The sequence below is a fragment of the Butyrivibrio hungatei NK4A153 genome (assembly GCF_000424465.1).
In the GTDB taxonomy this organism is placed as follows: domain Bacteria; phylum Bacillota; class Clostridia; order Lachnospirales; family Lachnospiraceae; genus Butyrivibrio; species Butyrivibrio hungatei_A.
In genome coordinates this window covers 114,533-133,838 of sequence record NZ_KE384194.1, presented here as the reverse complement: position 1 = coordinate 133,838, position 19,306 = coordinate 114,533, and the positions used below count along the sequence as shown (strand labels likewise).

The 19,306-nt window shown below is 41.3% G+C and carries 17 protein-coding genes; 15 read left to right on the top strand and 2 right to left on the bottom strand.

Annotated features, from left to right (window positions below; translation table 11 throughout):
• Positions 1-47 precede the first annotated feature (47 nt).
• Genes rfbD through G628_RS0111375 form a run of 3 tightly spaced genes read left to right on the top strand, consistent with a single transcriptional unit; the run spans position 48 to position 3,241 of the window.
• Positions 48-923: a dTDP-4-dehydrorhamnose reductase gene (gene rfbD, locus G628_RS0111385; protein ID WP_027209196.1), complete on the top strand. Its 876-nt coding sequence runs from the start codon at positions 48-50 to the stop codon at positions 921-923.
• Positions 924-955: 32 nt separating this feature from the next.
• Positions 956-1,408: a divergent PAP2 family protein gene (locus G628_RS0111380; protein WP_026656612.1), complete on the top strand. Its 453-nt coding sequence runs from the start codon at positions 956-958 to the stop codon at positions 1,406-1,408.
• 30 nt (positions 1,409-1,438) lie between these two features.
• Complete coding sequence (locus tag G628_RS0111375; RefSeq protein ID WP_027209195.1) at positions 1,439-3,241, top strand: LIC_10190 family membrane protein; 1,803 nt, start codon at positions 1,439-1,441, stop codon at positions 3,239-3,241.
• Positions 3,242-3,362: 121 nt separating this feature from the next.
• Here G628_RS0111375 and G628_RS0111370 read toward each other — a convergent pair whose 3' ends face one another.
• Complete coding sequence (locus G628_RS0111370; protein WP_334291141.1) at positions 3,363-4,304, bottom strand: GDP-L-fucose synthase; 942 nt, start codon at positions 4,302-4,304, stop codon at positions 3,363-3,365.
• Between the two features lie 24 nt (positions 4,305-4,328).
• Positions 4,329-5,420, bottom strand: a complete 1,092-nt coding sequence (gmd, locus tag G628_RS17295; RefSeq protein ID WP_051199171.1) for a GDP-mannose 4,6-dehydratase — start codon at positions 5,418-5,420, stop codon at positions 4,329-4,331.
• 181 nt (positions 5,421-5,601) lie between these two features.
• Between gmd and G628_RS0111360 the strand changes: the two genes are divergently transcribed.
• From G628_RS0111360 to G628_RS0111305, 12 genes are all read left to right on the top strand, one after another.
• Positions 5,602-6,534 carry a glycosyltransferase family 2 protein gene (locus G628_RS0111360; protein ID WP_026656616.1) on the top strand — a complete coding sequence of 311 codons (933 nt, stop codon included), beginning with the start codon at positions 5,602-5,604 and terminating at the stop codon, positions 6,532-6,534.
• Entirely contained in the window at positions 6,534-7,280 is a 747-nt protein-coding gene (locus tag G628_RS0111355; RefSeq protein WP_027209194.1) for a glycosyltransferase family 2 protein, read from the top strand. Before G628_RS0111360 ends, G628_RS0111355 begins: the two co-directional genes overlap by 1 nt.
• Before the next feature lie 15 nt (positions 7,281-7,295).
• Positions 7,296-8,702: a sugar transferase gene (locus G628_RS0111350; protein ID WP_027209193.1), complete on the top strand. Its 1,407-nt coding sequence runs from the start codon at positions 7,296-7,298 to the stop codon at positions 8,700-8,702.
• Positions 8,703-8,763: 61 nt separating this feature from the next.
• A complete protein-coding gene (locus G628_RS0111345) occupies positions 8,764-9,945 on the top strand; it encodes a hypothetical protein (RefSeq protein ID WP_027209192.1) in 1,182 nt (393 codons plus the stop codon).
• A gap of 60 nt (positions 9,946-10,005) precedes the next feature.
• Positions 10,006-10,818 carry a glycosyltransferase family A protein gene (locus tag G628_RS0111340; RefSeq protein WP_027209191.1) on the top strand — a complete coding sequence of 271 codons (813 nt, stop codon included), beginning with the start codon at positions 10,006-10,008 and terminating at the stop codon, positions 10,816-10,818.
• On the top strand, positions 10,815-11,993 hold the full coding sequence (locus G628_RS0111335; RefSeq protein WP_027209190.1) for an EpsG family protein: 1,179 nt from the start codon (positions 10,815-10,817) through the stop codon (positions 11,991-11,993). The genes G628_RS0111340 and G628_RS0111335 overlap by 4 nt, the downstream gene beginning before the upstream one ends.
• A 14-nt stretch (positions 11,994-12,007) precedes the next feature.
• Entirely contained in the window at positions 12,008-12,916 is a 909-nt protein-coding gene (locus G628_RS0111330; RefSeq protein WP_027209189.1) for a glycosyltransferase, read from the top strand.
• A gap of 2 nt (positions 12,917-12,918) precedes the next feature.
• A complete protein-coding gene (locus G628_RS0111325) occupies positions 12,919-14,208 on the top strand; it encodes a glycosyltransferase family 4 protein (RefSeq protein ID WP_027209188.1) in 1,290 nt (429 codons plus the stop codon).
• A gap of 11 nt (positions 14,209-14,219) precedes the next feature.
• Positions 14,220-15,410, top strand: coding sequence for a glycosyltransferase family 4 protein (locus G628_RS17290; protein WP_051199170.1), 1,191 nt, complete (start codon positions 14,220-14,222; stop codon positions 15,408-15,410).
• A 7-nt stretch (positions 15,411-15,417) separates the two neighbouring features.
• On the top strand, positions 15,418-16,641 hold the full coding sequence (locus G628_RS0111315; protein ID WP_026656625.1) for a hypothetical protein: 1,224 nt from the start codon (positions 15,418-15,420) through the stop codon (positions 16,639-16,641).
• Complete coding sequence (locus G628_RS0111310) at positions 16,634-17,641, top strand: glycosyltransferase family 2 protein (protein WP_027209187.1); 1,008 nt, start codon at positions 16,634-16,636, stop codon at positions 17,639-17,641. Before G628_RS0111315 ends, G628_RS0111310 begins: the two co-directional genes overlap by 8 nt.
• 5 nt (positions 17,642-17,646) lie before the next feature.
• Positions 17,647-19,257: a hypothetical protein gene (locus tag G628_RS0111305; RefSeq protein ID WP_027209186.1), complete on the top strand. Its 1,611-nt coding sequence runs from the start codon at positions 17,647-17,649 to the stop codon at positions 19,255-19,257.
• Positions 19,258-19,306: the final 49 nt, after the last annotated feature.

The following is a 19,306-nucleotide window of genomic DNA, read 5'->3' as shown; positions in this document are numbered from 1 at the left end:
AAGTTAACTACAAGATTAATATATACAGGAAGTAAAAGGGAGTAGCGATGGATAAGATAATTGTTACGGGATGTAATGGACAGCTTGGAAGAGCGATAAATAAGGAACTTGGAGCAACAGGAAAATATGAGATCGTAAATACCGATGTGTTTGAGGGAGAGGGAATTATTCCTTTGGACATTACAAATGTTGATTCCGTAATTAAGCTTGTTAAGGAAGTTAAGCCCAAGGCAGTGATAAATTGCGCTGCGTATACCGCAGTAGATAAGCAGGAGAGCGATGTTGACCTCTCATACAAGATTAATGCCATTGGACCAAGAAATCTGTCTATAGCATCAACAGAGGTTGGTGCAAAGCTTGTACATGTGTCTACCGACTATGTATTTGCGGGAAATGCAACAAAACCATACACAGAGTTTGATGCCACAGGCCCTGTGAGTGTTTATGGTAAGACAAAACTTGCCGGAGAAGAGTTTGTAAAGCAGTTTGCGAAAAACTACTTTATTATCAGAACCGCATGGCTTTACGGAGACGGCAAGAACTTTGTAAAGACAATGCTTAAACTGTCTGAGAATCACGACGAGATAAGCGTTGTAAACGATCAGCTTGGTAATCCTACAAGCACGACTGAGCTTGCAAAAGCTATTCATTATCTTATGAATACGGAGAACTACGGAATTTTCCACGGAACATGTGAAGGTGATACAAACTGGGCTGATTTCACAGAAGAAATTTTCAGAATTGCAGGAAAGAAAACTAAGGTCAATCATGTGACCACAGCGGAATATCAGGCAAAGAATCCTCAGTCCGCCCCCAGGCCGGCATACAGCATTTTGGAGAATTATATGTTGAAACTTACAACAGACTTCATGTTTGCAGACTGGCACGATGCAATTGAGCAGTACCTTAAGGAACTTTTGTAATAATAGTAAAATTAAGCAAAATAGAGGTTTGAATGCAGTTTTGGAATGACATACTGGGTAACAAAGTATTGGTTGCTGCTTGTAGCGGATGGTTTGTTGCACAGGTACTTAAAACAATATTATATGTGATTGTAAATAAGAGCTTTAATCCCGAGAGACTTATGGGTGATGGAGGAATGCCCAGTTCACATTCCGCGACGGTCATGGCAGTCGTTTCATCAACATGCGTGTTGTACGGAGCAAGTTCATTTGAATTTGCTATTTCGGCAGTTCTTGCGCTTATCGTAATGCATGATGCAATGGGAGTAAGATGGGAGACAGGCATTCAGGCTAAGGTGATTAACAATATGATGGATTGGTTCCTTCAGCTTGATAAGGATATACCTGTAGAAGAGAAGCTCAAGGAGTTTGTCGGACATACTCCTATGCAGGTTCTCTTTGGAGCTTTACTTGGAACATTGATAGGCTATTTGATGACTATTTGATTATCTAATGGATCGGGGGCTAGTTGCAGCATGTTATCAGTTGTTCTTATTTGGTTGTATGTCATTGTAACAACATACCTGATAGGATATGGTTTCATAAATATTATGCTGCCTTTTTCAAAGCGTGGTAAAGCTATGCAAAAAGGCGGTGAAAAAGCCTACCGATTTCATTCTCACACCGGCTACATAATGAGCGGTGTCTTGATTTCAACAGTTTATGCACAGATCTGGAGTATATTTGACAAAGTCGAGTTGAATTGTCATGTTTTTCTAATGTTCTTCGCTTGTATCTTTGGTGTTGTTTACAGGGATAAAATGAGTGAAGAACTCAGGATGCTTCTTCGAATTATCCGTTCATACAAAAGCAGAATACTTTACCTGGTCGTTTTCTTTTTGATGGCTTACGGAACTTCAAGCGGAATCATGCATTATGATTCCGACCTTTATCATGCGCAGGCTATTAAGTGGATAGAAGAGTACGGAGTGGTAAAAGGACTTGGAAATCTTCATGTAAGACTTGCATATAACAGTGCTGCGTTTCCGCTTTCTGCGCTCTTTAGCATGAAATTTCTGCAACTTGACCGGTCTTATCATGTTATGGCCGGATTCTTTGCTCTTGTCCTTGCGTGGGAATGTGTTGAGTTAAAGAGCATTATACGGAGAGGAAATATCATAATATCCGATTTTGCAAGACTTGCTGCGATCTATTATCTTTTTGGAATATTTGATGAGATGGTCGCGCCTGCATCAGACTACTTTGTTGCAACGCTGGTATTTTATATAGTGATCAAATGGCTTGACCTGTATGTGCGACACGAGCATTCATATGTGCCGTATATCTTCCTGACCTTTTTAAGCGTCTATGCAACAACTATAAAGCTGGTAGCGGCTCCGCTTATGCTGGTGGCTACCATTCCGATATACAGACTTTTGAGCAACAGGACAAAACACAAACTTCAGGTGTTCTATTCATCAATTCTGGGGGCATTTATCATTGCTGTTCCGTTTTTTGTGAGAAATGTGATCATATCGGGATGGCTGATGTATCCTGTGACTGCAATAGATCTATTTGACGTTGACTGGAAGATTCCAAAGGGCGTTGCGGAATATGACGCGCTTGAGATAAAGACATTCGGAAGAGGCTTTTCGGATGTGCCGAATCATGTGCATATGTCATTTACAGAGTGGTTTCCGAAGTGGTTTTCGGATCTTTCATCCTTTAATAAAATGGTCATTATTCTGGATGTTGTGGCTATTTTTATATATGTACTTCTTTCAGTCCACTATATTCTGGTGGATGCCAGGGAAGGAGCACTTGGTGATAAAAAAATCACCGGAAAAATATTTGATATCAAAATGCGAAGCATGCTTAGGACAGGTGACTTTTTCGCTATCGGCGGAACAATGATAACGTGCTTCCTTTTCTGGATGGCAAGTGCTCCGCTTATAAGATACGGTATTGTATTCGCGCTACTTACAGCTGTAGTCATTCTGGGAAGAGTAGTTATCCTTATCATAAATAAATTCGATAAGCGCAAAAAAGAAGTCTTTTTCAAGAGCTTCACCGCCGTAGTGCTTTTATGGATTACATTCAAAGGTGTTAATCTCGTCGCTGAAGCAGAAAAAAGATTTAATCCTTTGTATCTTTTAAAACAACAGGACTACGGAGTGTACGAAGTTAAACCCTACGAAGTAAACGGAGTCACATTCTATTATCCGACAGAAGGCGACCGCGTAGGCTACGAGCCATTCCCGTCCTCCCCTGAAAACCTCACAGGAAAGCTGGAATTCAGAGGAGACAGAATAGAAGACGGATTCAAAAAAGCAAATTAAGCATCGAGAAAAAATAAGAATTATGGTAAGCTGAATGCCCGGCTATAGAATAGCCACAGGTACATTTATCCGAATATGGGAGCATTCGGATAAATGTACCTGTGGCCTGTCACGGCGAGCATCAGCGCTCTGCGCGCATAGGATTTTCAAGGAAATCTTTGTAGGCAAGCTTGATACCGTCATCAAGCTCAGTTTTGTAGGTCCAGCCAAGTGCTTTTGCTTTTGATACGTCAAGGAGCTTTCTGGGAGTTCCGTTCGGCTTCGAAGGATCCCATCTGATCTCGCCTGTGTAGCCGATGATCGAAGCAACTTTCTCTGTGAGCTCTTTTATCGTGAGCTCTTTTCCTGTACCTGCATTGACAGTCTCATCGCCGCTGTAGTTATTCATAAGGAATACACAGAGGTTTGCAAGATCGTCTACGTATAAGAACTCTCTCAAAGGACTTCCGTCGCCCCAGCATGTAACGTAGGGGAGATTCTGTTCCTTTGCCTCATGGAATCTTCTGATAAGTGCCGGAAGAACATGAGAGTGAGTGGGATGGTAGTTGTCATTAGGTCCGTAAAGGTTTGTGGGCATTACGGAAATATAATCGGTTCCATACTGCTTGTTAAGGTACTCACAGTACTTAAGTCCGGATATCTTAGCAAGAGCATATGCTTCATTTGTTTTCTCAAGAGAAGATGTCAGAAGGCAATCCTCTTTCATCGGCTGAGGAGCCATTCTGGGATATATGCAGGATGATCCGAGGAATTCAAGCTTTCTACATCCGTTCTTCCATGCTGCGTGTATAACGTTCATCTCAAGGATCATGTTCTCATACATGAAATCAGCGAGAGCTTCGGAGTTACCCATGATTCCGCCAACTTTGGCAGCTGCAAGGAAAACGTAGTCGGGCTGTTCTTCTTCGAAAAATTTCTCAACAGCATCCTGTCTTGTAAGATCAAGCTCTTTGTGGGTTCTTGTAACTATATTGAAATAGCCCTGGTTTTTGAGCTCTCTGACAATTGCGGAACCAACCATTCCTCTGTGTCCCGCAACATATATTTTGTCATTTTTCTCCATCATGTTATTCGCCTCTTTCTTTGATTACTTATCAATACCTTTTTCAAGAAACTCTGCGAGATTAAATTCAACATGCTCGTTGGCTCTTTCAACCGCAACTTTGGCCATATCGTGTTCAACCATGATCTTAACGAGCTCTTCAAAAGATGTTGTCTGAGGATTCCAGTGGAGTTTTTCTTTTGCTTTAGTGGGATCGCCCCAGAGATTAACAACGTCTGTAGGTCTGTAGAAATCGGGTGATACTTCAACAAGTACCTTGCCTGTTGCTTTGTCATAACCCTTTTCTTCAGCGCCTTCGCCCTTAAATTCAAGCTCGATTCCTGCATAGTGGAAAGCAAGCTGTGCAAATTCACGGACTGAGTGCTGTACACCTGTTGCGATAACAAAATCTTCGGGTTTGTCATTCTGAAGAATGAGCCACATACATTCTACGTAATCTTTTGCGTAGCCCCAGTCACGAAGGCTTGAGAGATTACCGAGATAGAGCTTGTCCTGTTTACCCTGAGCGATACGTGATGCGGAAAGAGTGATCTTACGTGTAACGAAGGTCTCTCCGCGGCGCTCTGATTCGTGATTAAAGAGGATTCCCGAGCAGCAGAACATATTGTAAGCTTCTCTGTACTCTTTTACGATCCAGTAGCCGTAAAGCTTGGCAACAGCGTATGGACTGTATGGATGGAAAGGAGTGTTCTCATTCTGGGGAACTTCTTCAACCTTTCCGTATAATTCTGAAGTTGATGCCTGATATATTCTACATGTATCTGCAAGACCACACTGACGTACAGCTTCAAGAACTCTTAATACGCCGGTAGCGTCAACATCTGCCGTAAACTCAGGCGAATCAAAAGATACCTGCACATGTGACTGTGCTGCGAGATTGTATATCTCGTCAGGTTTTACTTTAGAAACAACGCCAAGGATACTCATTGAATCTCCGAGATCTCCGTAGTGAAGATGGAAGTGAGGCTTTCCTTCAAGATGCGCGATTCTTTCACGAAAATCTACAGAAGATCTTCTGATGACTCCGTGCACATCATATCCTTTCTCCAAAAGAAATTCTGCAAGGTAAGAACCGTCCTGTCCTGTTATACCTGTAATAAGTGCTGTTTTACCCATGTGTACTCCTAAATTTTATGATAAATTCTTCTTATTAAGTGTTTATTTTATCATAGTTTATCACTTTTTAACATGGGACATCAAATTTTTGTTCGTTGAAAGACAGGCGCTTTAAGTGTAGAATATTGAATAGGACTGCGCATTTATACATTTTTAAGACAGGACGATTTGGAGAAAAATTATGAAACTTTTGAGCGTTATAGTTCCTTGTTATAACGAGCAGGAAAACATACAGGATTTTTACGACGAACTAATGAAGAACGAAGCTTTTTTCAAAGAGCGGGATGTCGATATTGAGCTTGTCTATGTAAATGACGGTTCGACGGATAAGACTGTAGATATGGTAAAAGAGCTCAATAATAAGGACAAACGTGTTAAGCTTGTCAGCTTTTCAAGGAATTTTGGAAAAGAGGCGGCTATATATGCGGGACTTGAAAAGACGGCGGGAGACTACGTTGTTATAATGGACTGCGATCTTCAGGATCCGCCGGCGCTTCTGCCTGAAATGTATAAGGCTGTTGAGGAAGAAGGATATGACAGCGTGGCTACAAGGAGGGTAAACAGAAAAGGTGAGCCTCCAATCAGATCATTTTTTGCAAGGATGTTCTATAAGATGATAAACAGAATGTCCAAGACTGAGATTGTTGACGGTGCAAGAGATTATAGATTTATGACAAGGCAGTTTGTTGACGCGGTGCTGTCTGTTAAGGAATACAATCGTTTTTCCAAGGGAATATTCGGATGGGTAGGCTTTAAGAATAAGTGGATTGAGTTTGAAAATGTGGAGAGAAGAAAGGGTGAGACTAAGTGGTCTTTCTGGAAGCTCTTTATATATGCGGTTGACGGAATAATGGCGTTTTCAACGATACCGCTTTCGTTTGCGGCATTTACGGGATTGTTTTTCTGTTTGTTTTCTTTTGTCTTCATAATATTTACGATATGGAGAAAGTTGGCATTTGGCGATGAAACAAACGGATGGCCTTCGCTTGTGTGTATAATCTCACTTATAAGCGGAATACAGCTTTTTTGCATAGGAATTGTAGGTCAGTATCTTTCCAAGACCTATACCGAGGTGAAAAAGCGTCCTTTATATATAGTTAAAGAGGAAATTTAATGGTAAGTATAGTAGTACCCGTATACAATGCGGCGAGATATATCAGGAAAACTATCGACATGGTATGTGAGCAGACCTACAAAGACTGGGAACTCATCCTTGTCGATGACGCATCGTCGGACAAAAGCGCGGAGATCATATCCGATATAATAGAATCAAGCGGAAAGAGAATAAGACTTATCAGAAAAGAGAGAAACGCCGGAGCTGCAGAAGCCCGTAACACGGGAATTGATGCATCGGCGGGAAGATATATCGCATTCCTGGATGCGGATGATGTCTGGATGCCGGATAAGCTTGAAAAGCAGATAGCATTCATGGAGAAAACAGGAGCGGCATTTGCTTTTCATTCATATGAGTTTGGCGACGGACTTGCAAGACCTACGGGAAAAATAGTTCATGTTCCCGATACAATGAATTTCAGACAGGCACTTTCAAGAACGGTTATATTTACAACTACTGTCATGTTCGATACGGAAAAGATCGACATGGAGATCATACATATGCCGGATGTTCCGAGTGAGGACACAGCCACATGGTGGAGAATACTTAAGAGTGGAATAGTCGGTTACGGACTTGATGAGAATCTTGCAATATACAGAAGACCGCCGAAGTCACTTTCATCAAATAAGCTTGTTGCAATGGAGAGAATCTGGTTCCTTTACAGGAATATAGCTAATCTGTCGGTTTTGGAGTCATTATTTTATTTTGGAGGATGGGCGCTGCGAGCAACGCTGAGAAGGCTTTAAGTGTCTGTGGATTATATGAAACACATTGAATCTGTAAAAAGAATTATGGTTTTACTGTTGGGGGGTATAGGACTTGCCATGCAGACTGCTGTGTATGCGTGGTTTTGGTTTGCTACTTATTATCCGATTCTGAGCTCTAAAAGAGTGAGTAAAGATGGATGGGATTTTGGTCCCGGTATTAAATATGCTTTTTGGGGGCATGTTGTAACCCTGGCGCTTTATTTCATATTGCTTTTGTTCTTTTCTAATGCCTATGGCGGTCTTAAGATAGGCTATCTTAAGCCTATGGATGTTTTTTTGTCTCAGATTTTTGCATTATTCATAGTTAATTTTATTACATATTGTCAGTATTTGTTTGTAAGGAACTGGTTAATAGATCCGATTCCTTTGGTTGCGGTATTTTTAATACAGCTGTTTATTTCTTTTGCATGGGCACACATAACAAACTATATCTACATGTCGATATTCCCGCCGAGAAAACTCCTTCTCATAAATGGAGAATATGCGGCTGATGACATCATTGCGAAATTCAATACAAGAAAAGATAAATACAGGATCATCAAGAAGATGAACATTTCTGAGGGCATAGAAAAGATATATAAAGAATGCCTTGAAGATTATGACGGAGTTATTATCTGGGATGTTCCAAATCAGTATAGAAACGGGATTGTTAAATTCTGCTATGGGAATAACAAGAGAATCTATGTCATGCCAAAGATAACAGACGTTCTTCTTAAAGGCTCGACACAGCTTCATCTTTTTGACTCTCCGGTTTTCCTTTTAAGAGACTATTCAATTAAAGTGGAGCAGAGATTTATAAAGAGAATCATGGATATTGTGCTTGCTCTTGTACTTATAGTTCTCAGCTCACCTTTTATGCTTATCACCGCTATTGCTGTAAAAATGTATGACGGAGGCCCCGTTCTGTATAAGCAGGTTAGATGCACGATAAACAGACGTGAGTTTAAGATAATGAAATTCAGAAGTATGCGTGTCGATGCTGAGAAAGACGGTGTTGCAAGACTTGCTTCCAAGAATGACTCAAGAATAACTCCCGTTGGAAGTTTTATCAGAAAATGCAGATTGGATGAGCTTCCGCAGTTATTTAATATTTTAAAAGGTGACATGTCATTTATCGGCCCCAGACCTGAGAGACCTGAGATCATTAAGCAGTATCTTGAGGATATGCCTGAGTTTGCCTTTAGGACAAGGGTAAAAGCGGGACTTGCAGGTTATGCGCAGATTTACGGCAAATATAATACCACGCCTTATGACAAGCTTAAGCTTGATCTTACTTATATAGAGAATTATTCTATCTGGCTTGATATTAAGCTGCTTCTTCTTACCGCAAAGATCATGTTCACGCCGGACAGTACCGAAGGTATTGAGGATGATCAGACAACAGCTATGAAGAACTCATAATGCGCAGAGAAACTGCGGATTACAGGGCAGATTGTGTAACTGCATACGGAGACAAAAATACATGGACACAAAAAAAGTTAAGTATACAGATGAAAGCTTGAATCTTAGGAGTTTTTACCTGAGGTTACTAAAAAAAATATGGATTCTTCCCGTTGCCGCGCTTATCGGCGCGATCCTTGCCGGAGGAATCTATTATCTTGTGACGGTAACTTTCGGACCTGAGAGAAGATACGAGGCACAGGCAAGATTCTATCTGACTTACTCAGATGATGCGTATATTCGAAATGCTGAGGGTGAGAGAGTTCTTGACTGGTATAACGGAGCTACATGGACCAATTTTATTTTTAACGACCACGATTTCCTTCTTGAACTTGTTAAGACTATGAAAGAAGAGGGAGTGGATATATCGCAGGAAAGGATGAAAGTCCTTGAAGCCGCCGGCGGACCGGATATATCCAATCAGTTACGGGCTTTGGAAGAAGTCGGAGTTGATGTGATAAAGGATGAGTCCAAGATCAATGTAAAAGGAGACATAATCTCAAATGAGCGTTTTCTCCTTGTTACGATCAATGAGACCGATAAAGAACTCGTGGAAAAGCTGACGGATGCATTTATCAAAAGTCTTGAAAGCTATCCGACTTACAATGCGTCAAAGGCCTTTGAATCTATAGTATGTACATCAAAAAGTGATGTTTATCTTGAGAAGACTGATAACAGGATTGTGGTAGCGATTATATTTGGAGCAATTCTTGCGGCTGTTTTGGCTTTTTTGGCAATTCTTTTGATTGATGCCGTTGATGAAGCAATCTACGTACCCGAAGAATGCGAGAAAAGATACGGCATAAGAGTGCTTGGAACCGTATTTCGGGGAAATGAAGCATGTGACCTGTTAAGAGGAGAGCTTGCCAAACTTTACGATAAATATGTTGCAGATAAAGAGAATATAGTTTTGATCTCATCCGATGCGGCGAATGATGCATCTTTTTCCGAGAAAGACCTTGAATCGCTTAAGAAGACTCTCGGAAGTGATTATGATGATAAGTTATCCAAGATAAAAGCAATTTCGGCTTCGGATATAGGGGCAGCAGAAGGCGCAATACTCGCGGTTCCCTATGGAAAGAAAAATGCGGCAATGACTGAGCATTTGATTTCACAGCTAAAAAAGATTGAATGCCCGGTGCTCGGAATTGTATTTACACGTGCGGATCTTAAATTTATTAAGAGATACTACGGAATCAAATGATGAAGGTGGCAAAAAGTAAATTTTGACACCGTATGATATATGAATTAAGCGAAAGAGACTATGTCAGGAAGATTGCAGATATTGGTGTCATCCGTTAATAAGGATGTGCACGAGCTCCCGGATAAAATGAATATTGAGACGGATGCAGTAATAGTAAATCAGCTTGTTGGAACCAAAGGGGAATCAAAAGATGAGACCTTCGAAGCGGGAACAAAGATGATACGCGCATTTATAAGATGTGAAAAAGGTGTAGGACTTTCGAGAAATACCGCTTTATCCAAGGCTGACAGCGAACTGATCCATTTTGGCGATGATGATATTATCTATGACAAGGGCTATTCGGATAAGATCGTAAAAGAGTTCGACGATCACCCTGAGGCCGACATGATTCTTTTTAACGTAAAGGCTCAGGAGGGCAGAGAAACATATTGGAATGTCGATTTTGCTCCCGTTACATGGAAAAATTACGGTAGATATCCCGCGTACGCGATCGCTGCAAGGAGGGAGAAACTCTTTGATAGCGGGGTAAAGTATTCTCTTTTATTCGGAGGCGGAGCGCCTTACATGAACGGAGAGGACAGCCTTTTTTTACATGATTGTTTAAAAGCGGGACTTAAGATATACAGGACTACTGTGGTTCTCGGTCATGAAGAAGCGGGTGAGTCCACCTGGTTTAAGGGATATACGGATAAGTTTTTTTATGACAGAGGTGTCTTGTATGCGTTTTTGTACGGAAGCCTCGCTGATATTCTCGGTTTTAGATTTCTTTTCAAATATAGAAAAGAAATGTGTGCGGAGAAGGGATTGTTTAAGTGTTTCAGGCTTCTTTCCGACGGCATCGGAAAGGGAAGGGAACTTAAGAAGGCAAAATGATAGTATATTTTACATTGACGGTAGCTGTGCTTGCACTGCTTCTTTTGGTAAAAAAGAATACCGTATCCGAATGTGCGGGCTGCGGACGTATCGGATTTCACAGAGGTATGACAAGGCAGGATGCCATAAATGCCATCGTACTTGCGGCTATATTTCTGGGGCTGTCTGCGGTATCGGCGCTTCGTTTGAATGTCGGAAACGACTACGCAACGTATGTTGAGCACATGCATCTTATCAACTCAAAATCGGACGGATGGATTCCGAAAGTTCCGGAAGAAGAGGGGTTTAAAGCCTTAACATATGTTATTTATAAGCTCTGCGGATTTGAGAACTATGTTTTGGTATTTGCCATATTTGCTTTTCTTACAGTTCTTTTTTTTATGAAAGGGATATGGAGACAGAGCAAGTGGTTTGAATTGTCATTTGCAATGTTTATGCTCCTTGGCTTTTATTTTCAGTCATTAAGTACCGTTCGTTATTATTTTGGGCTGGGTATAGCCTTGCTTTCAATAGAATATCTGGTGAAAAAAGATTACCCGAGATTTGTTCTAATGATCCTTGTGGGAGCTCTTTTTCACAAATCACTTCTGATAATCTTGGTGCTATATCCGATCGCGGTGATAAACTGGAAGAAATGGATGTATGCTTTGGGAGCTGCTTTAGGAGCTTCGTGTTTCTTTTTAAGGCCTATCTATGCAAAGATTGCGGTTAAAATCTATTCGGACTATCAGGGAACGGCAACTTATGACAGGATGATAGCCGGCCCTATACATTACAGTTATATCAGCATTGCAAGGTGTGCACTTATCCTTGCGGCATCGATCTACTTGTACAAGGATGAGATAAAAGGTAACAGGGAGAACATTTTCTTTTTCCACTGCAACGTAATGTCACTTGCGCTTTATGTATTTGCGGCATTTTTGACGGATGAGGTGATCTCAAGAATATCTTATTATCTTACGATAACACATGTATTGTTTGTACCGGCGCTTCTGCTTGGTATCAAGGATCCTAAGAAAAGAAAAATCTGTACGTCGTTGGTACTTCTTGGATGCCTTATGTATTTTGTGATATTTATGAAGAGGATAGCGCCTGCGAACGGAACGAGAATACTTCCGTATACGACCATAATGTTTGATGATATGCCACCGATTCTTTCTGAGACAGGGTATTAAAGAGTATGAATGAAATGAAAAAAACTTTTTTTAATATAATAGTGGTTTCATATAACGCCGGAGACAAGCTCATCGATACGATCGAGAGCGTCAGAAGGCAGAGTTATACAGGGTATCGCATCCTTGTCAAGGATGGAATGTCCACGGACGGTTCGATAGAGAAATTAAAGGCTAAGTACGATATCGGCAAAGACCTGATTCTTGTCGAAAGCTGTGATTCCGGGATCTATCATGCGATGAATATTGCTGCATCTTATCTTGAGGAAAAGATAATAAACCAGCGCGCGATTGATCAGGATGCGGAGAATACCGACAAAGTTAAGCTTCTTAGAGCGGGTGAAGAACCTGCCTATATTTTCTTTTTGAACTGCGGAGATACGTTCAGGGACGAGAACGTTCTCAGGGATGTACATGATGCGATCGTAGACAGAAATTCCAAAGAGGGCACGACTCTTCCTGCGATTTACTATGGTGATATATTTGACTGCTCGACAGGTAACAGGATTCATTCAAACCCCAAGATTGACGATCATGCATGTTACAGGAATCTGCCTTCTCATCAGGCTTGTTTCTATGATGAGAGGCTTGTATATAACAATCCTTTTGAGCTCAGGTACAAGGTTAGAGCGGATTATGAGCAGTTCCTTAGGTGCTATTACAGAGACAAAGCAAGCACTTTCTACATTCCGCGCATAGTTGCCGATTATGAAGGCGGAGGTTTCTCAGATCAGAACAAGAAGCTTTCCGAAGAGGAGAGAAAAGAGATCATAAAGCTCTATCTCACAGGTGCGCAGATAAGGAAGTACGACCTTATAAGAGTGCTCACTCTTTCTAAGTTAAGGACTGCCATTGCGGAGAATAAAATTACAGCCGGTATATATAATAAGATAAAAAGTGCAGTATACAGGCTTAAGGAGAAATAAATTTGAAAATATTATGGGTCTGTAATATCATGCTCCCTGCCTATGCCAAGGCGCATGGAATTGAATACTCGGTCAGGGAAGGATGGCTTACAGGCTGCCTTGACAGGCTTCAAAAAGAAAAAAGCACGACAGCCGGGGGAAAGATAACTCTCGGTATTGCATTTCCTTCGGAAGGACCTGTGTCCGAGGGAAAAGAAATTGTTGATGAAATTACATATTACGGATTTAATGAGGATCTTACACATCCTGAAAACTATGATGAGAGTCTGGAAACAAGATTTAAGCAGATAATTGAAGATTTTGAGCCGGACATGATACATGTTTTCGGAACCGAGTTTCCGCATGCTCTTGCAGCGCTTAGAGCTTTTGGAAGACCGGAGAGAAGTCTTGTAGGGATACAGGGCGTATGTACGGAGATCGCCAAAGCTTATATGGCGGGGCTTCCAAAGAAAGTACAGGAGTCCACAACTTTCAGAGACAGACTGAAAGAGGATTCGCTTATTCAGCAGCAGGAGAAATTCAAGTTAAGAGCCGAAAATGAGAAGGAAATTCTTTTGCTCACAGGAAATGTGACGGGAAGAACAACGTTTGACAAAGAGGCTTCTTACAGTATCAATCCCGGTGCTGAGTATTTTGCTATGAATGAGACCATGAGACCTTGTTTTTATTCGGGTAAATGGGAAGAGAGGAAAGCTATTCCTCACAGCATTTTTCTTTCTCAGGGCGATTATCCGCTTAAGGGATTTCACTTTTTGCTTGAGGCAATGCCGCTCATACTGAAGAAATATCCCGATGCGCATGTGTATGTTGCGGGAAATAACATAATCGGCAGAGGTAAGAGCAAGTATCCGTACTTTATGCGTGCAAGCGCTTACGGCAAATATCTTAAGAGACTTATCGCGATGAACAGGCTCAGAAAGAAAGTTACGATGGTCGGTACATTGTCGGATGTCGAAATGAAGAACCGCTTTTTGAAGAGCAGCGTGTTTGTGTGTGCTTCTGTTGTTGAGAATTCGCCCAATTCCGTCGGAGAAGCGATGCTTCTGGGAGTTCCTGTCGTTGCGGCCAACGCCGGCGGTATTCCGGATATGATCACGGATGGAATGGACGGCGTTATATTTGATAATATGGACTACAAGAAACTTGCGGAAGCAATTTTGCAGATGTGGGATGAGCCGGTTATTGCAGCCGTTTACGGAGACAATGCAAGTAAGCGCGCCGCTAAGATCCACAACGCCGATACCAATTACAAGAGACTTCTTGAAATCTACGATGCAATTTGCAGAAAATAAGGGAGAGATCTGTGGTAATAACATTTGTATCAAACTACATAAATCATCATCAGATTCCCTTTTGCGATGCTATGAGCAGCCTGTTTGAGGATGTTGAGTTTCACTTTGTCCAGGCGATGCCCATGGAGGAAAAGAGAATCACCATGGGATGGGCTGTGAATCCAAAGGACTATCCGTATGTTTCCCTTTTCTACGAGGATAAAAAATACTGCGAAGATCTTATTCTTAACAGTGATGTGGTGATCTTTGGATGGACGGAAGGAATCACGTCAGAGCTTGAGAGAAGGAGACTTGCGTCAGGTAAGCTTTCTTTTCGTGTAAGTGAGAGAATCTACAGAGGAAGCAGGATAAAGTGGCTTACTCCGAGAGGTCTTTTGAAAAAGTATGACGAGCATATAAGATACCGTAAAAAGCCTGTGTACCTTTTGTGCGCAGGAGCTTATGTTTCTGCGGACTTTAAGCTTATTCATGCATATCCTCGTAAGATGCTGAAGTGGGGATATTATCCGGATGTAAAAGACAGAAGTTTCAAAGTGAGCGAGACTGACAATAAGATAAGGCTTTGCTGGGCGGGAAGATTTATAAAACTAAAACATCCCGAGTTTGCGATTGAACTATGCAAAGAGCTGGAGAAATTCGGATATGACTACGAGCTTAAAATGATAGGCGACGGATATATGAGAGCAGAGCTTGAAAAAGCCGTTTCAGATGCAGGGCTCTCAGCGAATGTCAGCTTTCAGGGAAATCTCAAACCTGAAGAAGTGACAACACATATGAAAGATTCGGATATTTTTCTTTTCACAAGTAACTATCTGGAAGGATGGGGAGCTGTTGTGAATGAAGCCATGCAATGCGGATGCGCCGTCGTTGCTTCAAAAGAGGCGGGATCCGTACCGTTTCTTATAAAGGACGGAGAAAACGGGCTTACTTACAAGAATGGCGATTGCGATGAGTTTAAGAAAAAGGTATTGTCTTTATTTCAAGAAAAGTATAAAATTTTGCAGTTCGCGAAAAATGGATATGATACTATAGAAAAGGTCTGGAATGCAAAAAATGCATCTATGGAATTTGTCAGATTTTGCAGAGAGTATATTGACGGAGCTGTTCCGCGACCTGCAGATATCGGACCTATGAGTAAAGCGGAAATTATAAAACCTGAGAGCATCCTTCGTGCAATGGCCGAAGGGGATTGCCTGGAATGAGGAAAACATGAGATTTATTGATGACTTTTTTACAACAGAAATAAAAATATTTAAGCATAAAATTCCCATCTTTGACATGCTGTTTTTTACCATACTGTCATGTTTGGGGGTTTATTTCAGATTGTCACTTTTTGGTATAAGGTCAGGTGACTATGTGAAGGCATTTGCGGACTGGATGAGAGAGTGCCACGCTGCCGGCGGATTTGCTTATCTTGGTATAAAGCCCGGTGTGTCTGAGGCAAGTACATTTGACTACAACTGTCTTTTTCAGTATGTAATAGTTATTCTTCACTATATCGGCGGCAGTATTCCTGATATATATCTTGTAAAGAGCGTTCCGGTGTTGTTTGACTTTATCTGCGCGATCACTGTTTTCAGGATTGTATATCATATTACCGACAAGAATCTCACTAAAGCAATGATGTCTTACGGTGTTATGATGTTTCTTCCGACAGCTGTACTTAACAGCGCTGCCTGGGCACAGAACGATTCAATCTATACAGCGTTTGTTCTTCTTTCACTCCTTCATTTTATGAAGAGAAATGATAACAGAGCCTTTATTTATATGGCATTTGCTTACAGTTTTAAACAACAGGCGATATTCTTTGTGCCTTTTATTGTCCTTATGTGGTTAAAAAATAAGGTCAAGATCAGATACGTTTTATGGATCCCCGTTGTACATGTACTTGCGATGGTTCCTGCTGCAATTGCGGGAAGAAGCTGGGGAGACCTTCTTGGTACATACGGAAGGCAGGTTCAGATGTTCTCAAGGCTTACAATGAACTATCCAAGCATCTATACGATTGTTTCAGGAGACTTAAGCAGTGCGGGAAGGAAAATTCTGATTTCCGCGGGAACTATGGCAACAGTAATAATCATGGGAGTACTTGCTTATTACGTTTACAAAAAGAACTTTGAAGTGACCGGAAAATACATGGTAACTCTTGTCGTGTTTACTGCAGAGATATGCTGCTTCTGCCTTCCTGCAATGCATGAGAGATACGGTTATATTCCTGAAGTTGTTGCGGTTATTTATGCAATCCTGAGTATTAAGCGTGTTCCTGTATGCGTGGCGCTGCAGGTGATAACAATGATTACTTATACAAGATATCTGTTTGGTTCGACAGTCCTTACACTTTGGCCGTTGTCGATCGCAATGCTTGTAGTGATCATGGTTGTAGGATACGATCTCTATCTTCAGATGAGAGAGCCGGAGGTTACCAGTGGCTGAGTCTTTACCAAAGATAACGGTTGTTATACCTGCATATAATATTGAAAAGCTTCTTGAGAAGTGTGTGGATTCCGTTGCGGAGCAGGATTATCCCAAGGATAAATTTGAGATAATAGTTGTGGATGACGGTTCAACGGATTCCACTGGTGCGCTTTGTGATGAACTTGCTTCAAAGTATGAGAACGTGACTGCTCTTCACAAGGAAAACGGCGGATCAAGCAGCGCAAGAAATCTGGGACTTAAGCATGCGAGCGGAGACTATATCGGTTTTGTCGACAGTGATGATTATGTCGATTCCAGCATGTACAGAGAACTTGCAGAGGCTGCAGTAAAATATGACGCAGATATGGTGCAGATTTCAAGAGATGAGATCTCGGAAGACGGTAAGAGACTTCCCGATGTTGTTATCCCACCTTCCGAAGTGACTGAGTTTTCACCTGAAGAACAGCTCAAAAAACTCTTGCTTCACACGGGTGATGCCTCTTTTTGCACCAAGATAACAAGGAGAAGTGTCTTTTCCGAAGGACTTAAATTTCCTGAAGGCGAGCTTAATGAAGACTTCAGGCTTATGATAGATGTGCTTCCAAAGGTGAACAAGCTTATCGTTCTTCCCGAGCAGTACTATCATGTGTTCTACAGACTCGGAAGTAATTCGAGAAAAAAAGCGGAAGACAAAGATTATTTTCCTTCCGTATTTACAGATATAGTGCGCAACGCAGACGTAGCACTTGATATTGTAAAAGAAAATTATAAGAATCTCATACCTATTGCTGAGAGATTCGGTTATTATCAAAGGCTTGATTATCTCTTGCATATTCCCGTAAGTAAGATGACAAGCGATAATTTATTCTATATTGGTGTTGTAAAAAATATCAGAAAGAATATACTTGGTATTATTACTAATAAGTATTTGACCGGAAAAAATAAGGCTTACCTGTGCATACTTGCACCTGCACCGCGTTTGGTGCGCAGCCTTCATGCAGCATTAAGAGGACTTTGAGGTTTATGAAAAAAAGCATAGTATATATAATTTTGATCGTATCTGTTCTTTTCAGTGTTTTTTATGGCTTTCAGAAGTCGGGCTTCCATGAAGATGAGTATTATACATATTTTTCATCGAACAGAAGTCAGGGACTTTATCAGCCGGACAGAGAGTGGCAGGACAAGCAGACTATCTTTGATGAGTTTAGTGTAAAGCCGGGGGAAGGCTTTAATTACGGACTCGTTAAACTTGTTCAGTCATGGGACGTTCATCCTCCGATATATTATTTCATTTTTCATACCGTGTGTTCAATGGTCCCTTCCACATTTACCAAGTGGACGGGACTTATTACCAATTTAATTGCGTTTGTTATTTCTTTCTTGGCGTTGTTTGCTCTGATGAAGAGGCTTCGCCTTCCATATTATGTGATGCTGTTCGTACTTGGCTTTTGGGGGCTCAACCCTCAGACTGTTTCGTGTAACATGCTTATCAGGATGTATGCATGGCTCACGGCGGCAGTATTCATCTGTGCATATCTGCATGTTAGATTCATTCAGGAATATGATTCGTATAAAGATGATCTGAAAAACTTCTGTGTTAAACTGTTGCTTCCTATCGCAGTGGTTTCATACATTGGAGTTCTGATTCAGTATTTCTATATATTCTTTTTTGGTTGCATAGGCTTTGCCCTTGCAGTGTGGATGTTCTTTAGGAAAAAAGATTTCAGAAATACCGTTGCGTATGTTGTGGGATGTGGTCTTAGTATGGTGCTTGCGGTTATCACATATCCCGCTATGCTTCATCACCTTCTTGGAGGTTACAGAGGGACAGGAGCAACGGGAAGTATGTTTGATGTAAAGAACACATTCATGCGTCTTTCGTTCTTTACAGGACTTTTGAACGACTTTGTTTTCGGCGGAGGGCTTACAGTTCTTGCGATAATGCTTGCGGTGGGAGTTGCGTATCTTGTTGCAACCCGCAAGGAACGTTTTGATAAAATACGTTTTGATATAAGTGCTGAAGTGGCTATTCTTACGGCCGGAACGGCAGGGTATTTCTTCCTTACGACTAAGGCGGCTCTTTTGGTGGGAAGTGCTTCAAACAGATACGAGATGCCTATATACGGACTTATAATCTTACTTGTGATGTGGGCTCTTTACTATGTTGCTGAGAAGATTGGTAAAGACAGGGTATGCGTTCCCATCGTAACGATTGTTATGCTTGCGTTTCTTATAAAAGGCCATGTTACGGGCAATAATGTTCTCTTTTTATACAAAGAGGACGTGGATAAAATAAATTATGCCCGGGCGAATAGCGGCGAAGTTGCGGTTGTAATGTTCAATCCCGCAACGCCTCACAATGTATGGCGGCTTACAGATGAACTTTTGCAGTATGACAGAGTTTTTTACATGAATGAGGAAAATCTTGATCCGCTTACAGAGCAGGGTGTCGTGAACGCAGACAAGATCGTACTCTATGTTGCGGATGATGATTTTAAGAATGATGCGATCTGCAATCTTGTTAATAGCTGCAAAAATCTTGATTCTATAAAAGAAGTTGATTCGGAAGATATGTGGACAACTTGTGAGATAAGCGGTGTAGAAGAGCATAGTTTTGATAAACCGAAAGAATAATATGAAAAAGTAAAATAAAGGTACCCTCAAAAGTTTGTTGAGGGTACCT

What these genes read in the sequence shown, in the direction of transcription:
- G628_RS0111360 (WP_026656616.1), top strand. Translation starts at nt 5,602, where the DNA reads ATGAAACTTTTGAGCGTTATAGTTCCTTGTTATAACGAGCAGGAAAAC.
- G628_RS0111345 (WP_027209192.1), top strand. Translation starts at nt 8,764, where the DNA reads ATGGACACAAAAAAAGTTAAGTATACAGATGAAAGCTTGAATCTTAGG.
- G628_RS0111330 (WP_027209189.1), top strand. Translation starts at nt 12,008, where the DNA reads ATGAAAAAAACTTTTTTTAATATAATAGTGGTTTCATATAACGCCGGA.
- G628_RS0111350 (WP_027209193.1), top strand. Translation starts at nt 7,296, where the DNA reads ATGAAACACATTGAATCTGTAAAAAGAATTATGGTTTTACTGTTGGGG.
- G628_RS0111380 (WP_026656612.1), top strand. Translation starts at nt 956, where the DNA reads ATGCAGTTTTGGAATGACATACTGGGTAACAAAGTATTGGTTGCTGCT.
- gmd (WP_051199171.1), bottom strand. Translation starts at nt 5,420, where the DNA reads ATGGGTAAAACAGCACTTATTACAGGTATAACAGGACAGGACGGTTCT.
- G628_RS0111340 (WP_027209191.1), top strand. Translation starts at nt 10,006, where the DNA reads ATGTCAGGAAGATTGCAGATATTGGTGTCATCCGTTAATAAGGATGTG.
- G628_RS0111355 (WP_027209194.1), top strand. Translation starts at nt 6,534, where the DNA reads ATGGTAAGTATAGTAGTACCCGTATACAATGCGGCGAGATATATCAGG.
- G628_RS0111375 (WP_027209195.1), top strand. Translation starts at nt 1,439, where the DNA reads ATGTTATCAGTTGTTCTTATTTGGTTGTATGTCATTGTAACAACATAC.
- rfbD (WP_027209196.1), top strand. Translation starts at nt 48, where the DNA reads ATGGATAAGATAATTGTTACGGGATGTAATGGACAGCTTGGAAGAGCG.
- G628_RS0111370 (WP_334291141.1), bottom strand. Translation starts at nt 4,304, where the DNA reads ATGGAGAAAAATGACAAAATATATGTTGCGGGACACAGAGGAATGGTT.
- G628_RS0111305 (WP_027209186.1), top strand. Translation starts at nt 17,647, where the DNA reads ATGAAAAAAAGCATAGTATATATAATTTTGATCGTATCTGTTCTTTTC.
- G628_RS0111335 (WP_027209190.1), top strand. Translation starts at nt 10,815, where the DNA reads ATGATAGTATATTTTACATTGACGGTAGCTGTGCTTGCACTGCTTCTT.
- G628_RS0111315 (WP_026656625.1), top strand. Translation starts at nt 15,418, where the DNA reads ATGAGATTTATTGATGACTTTTTTACAACAGAAATAAAAATATTTAAG.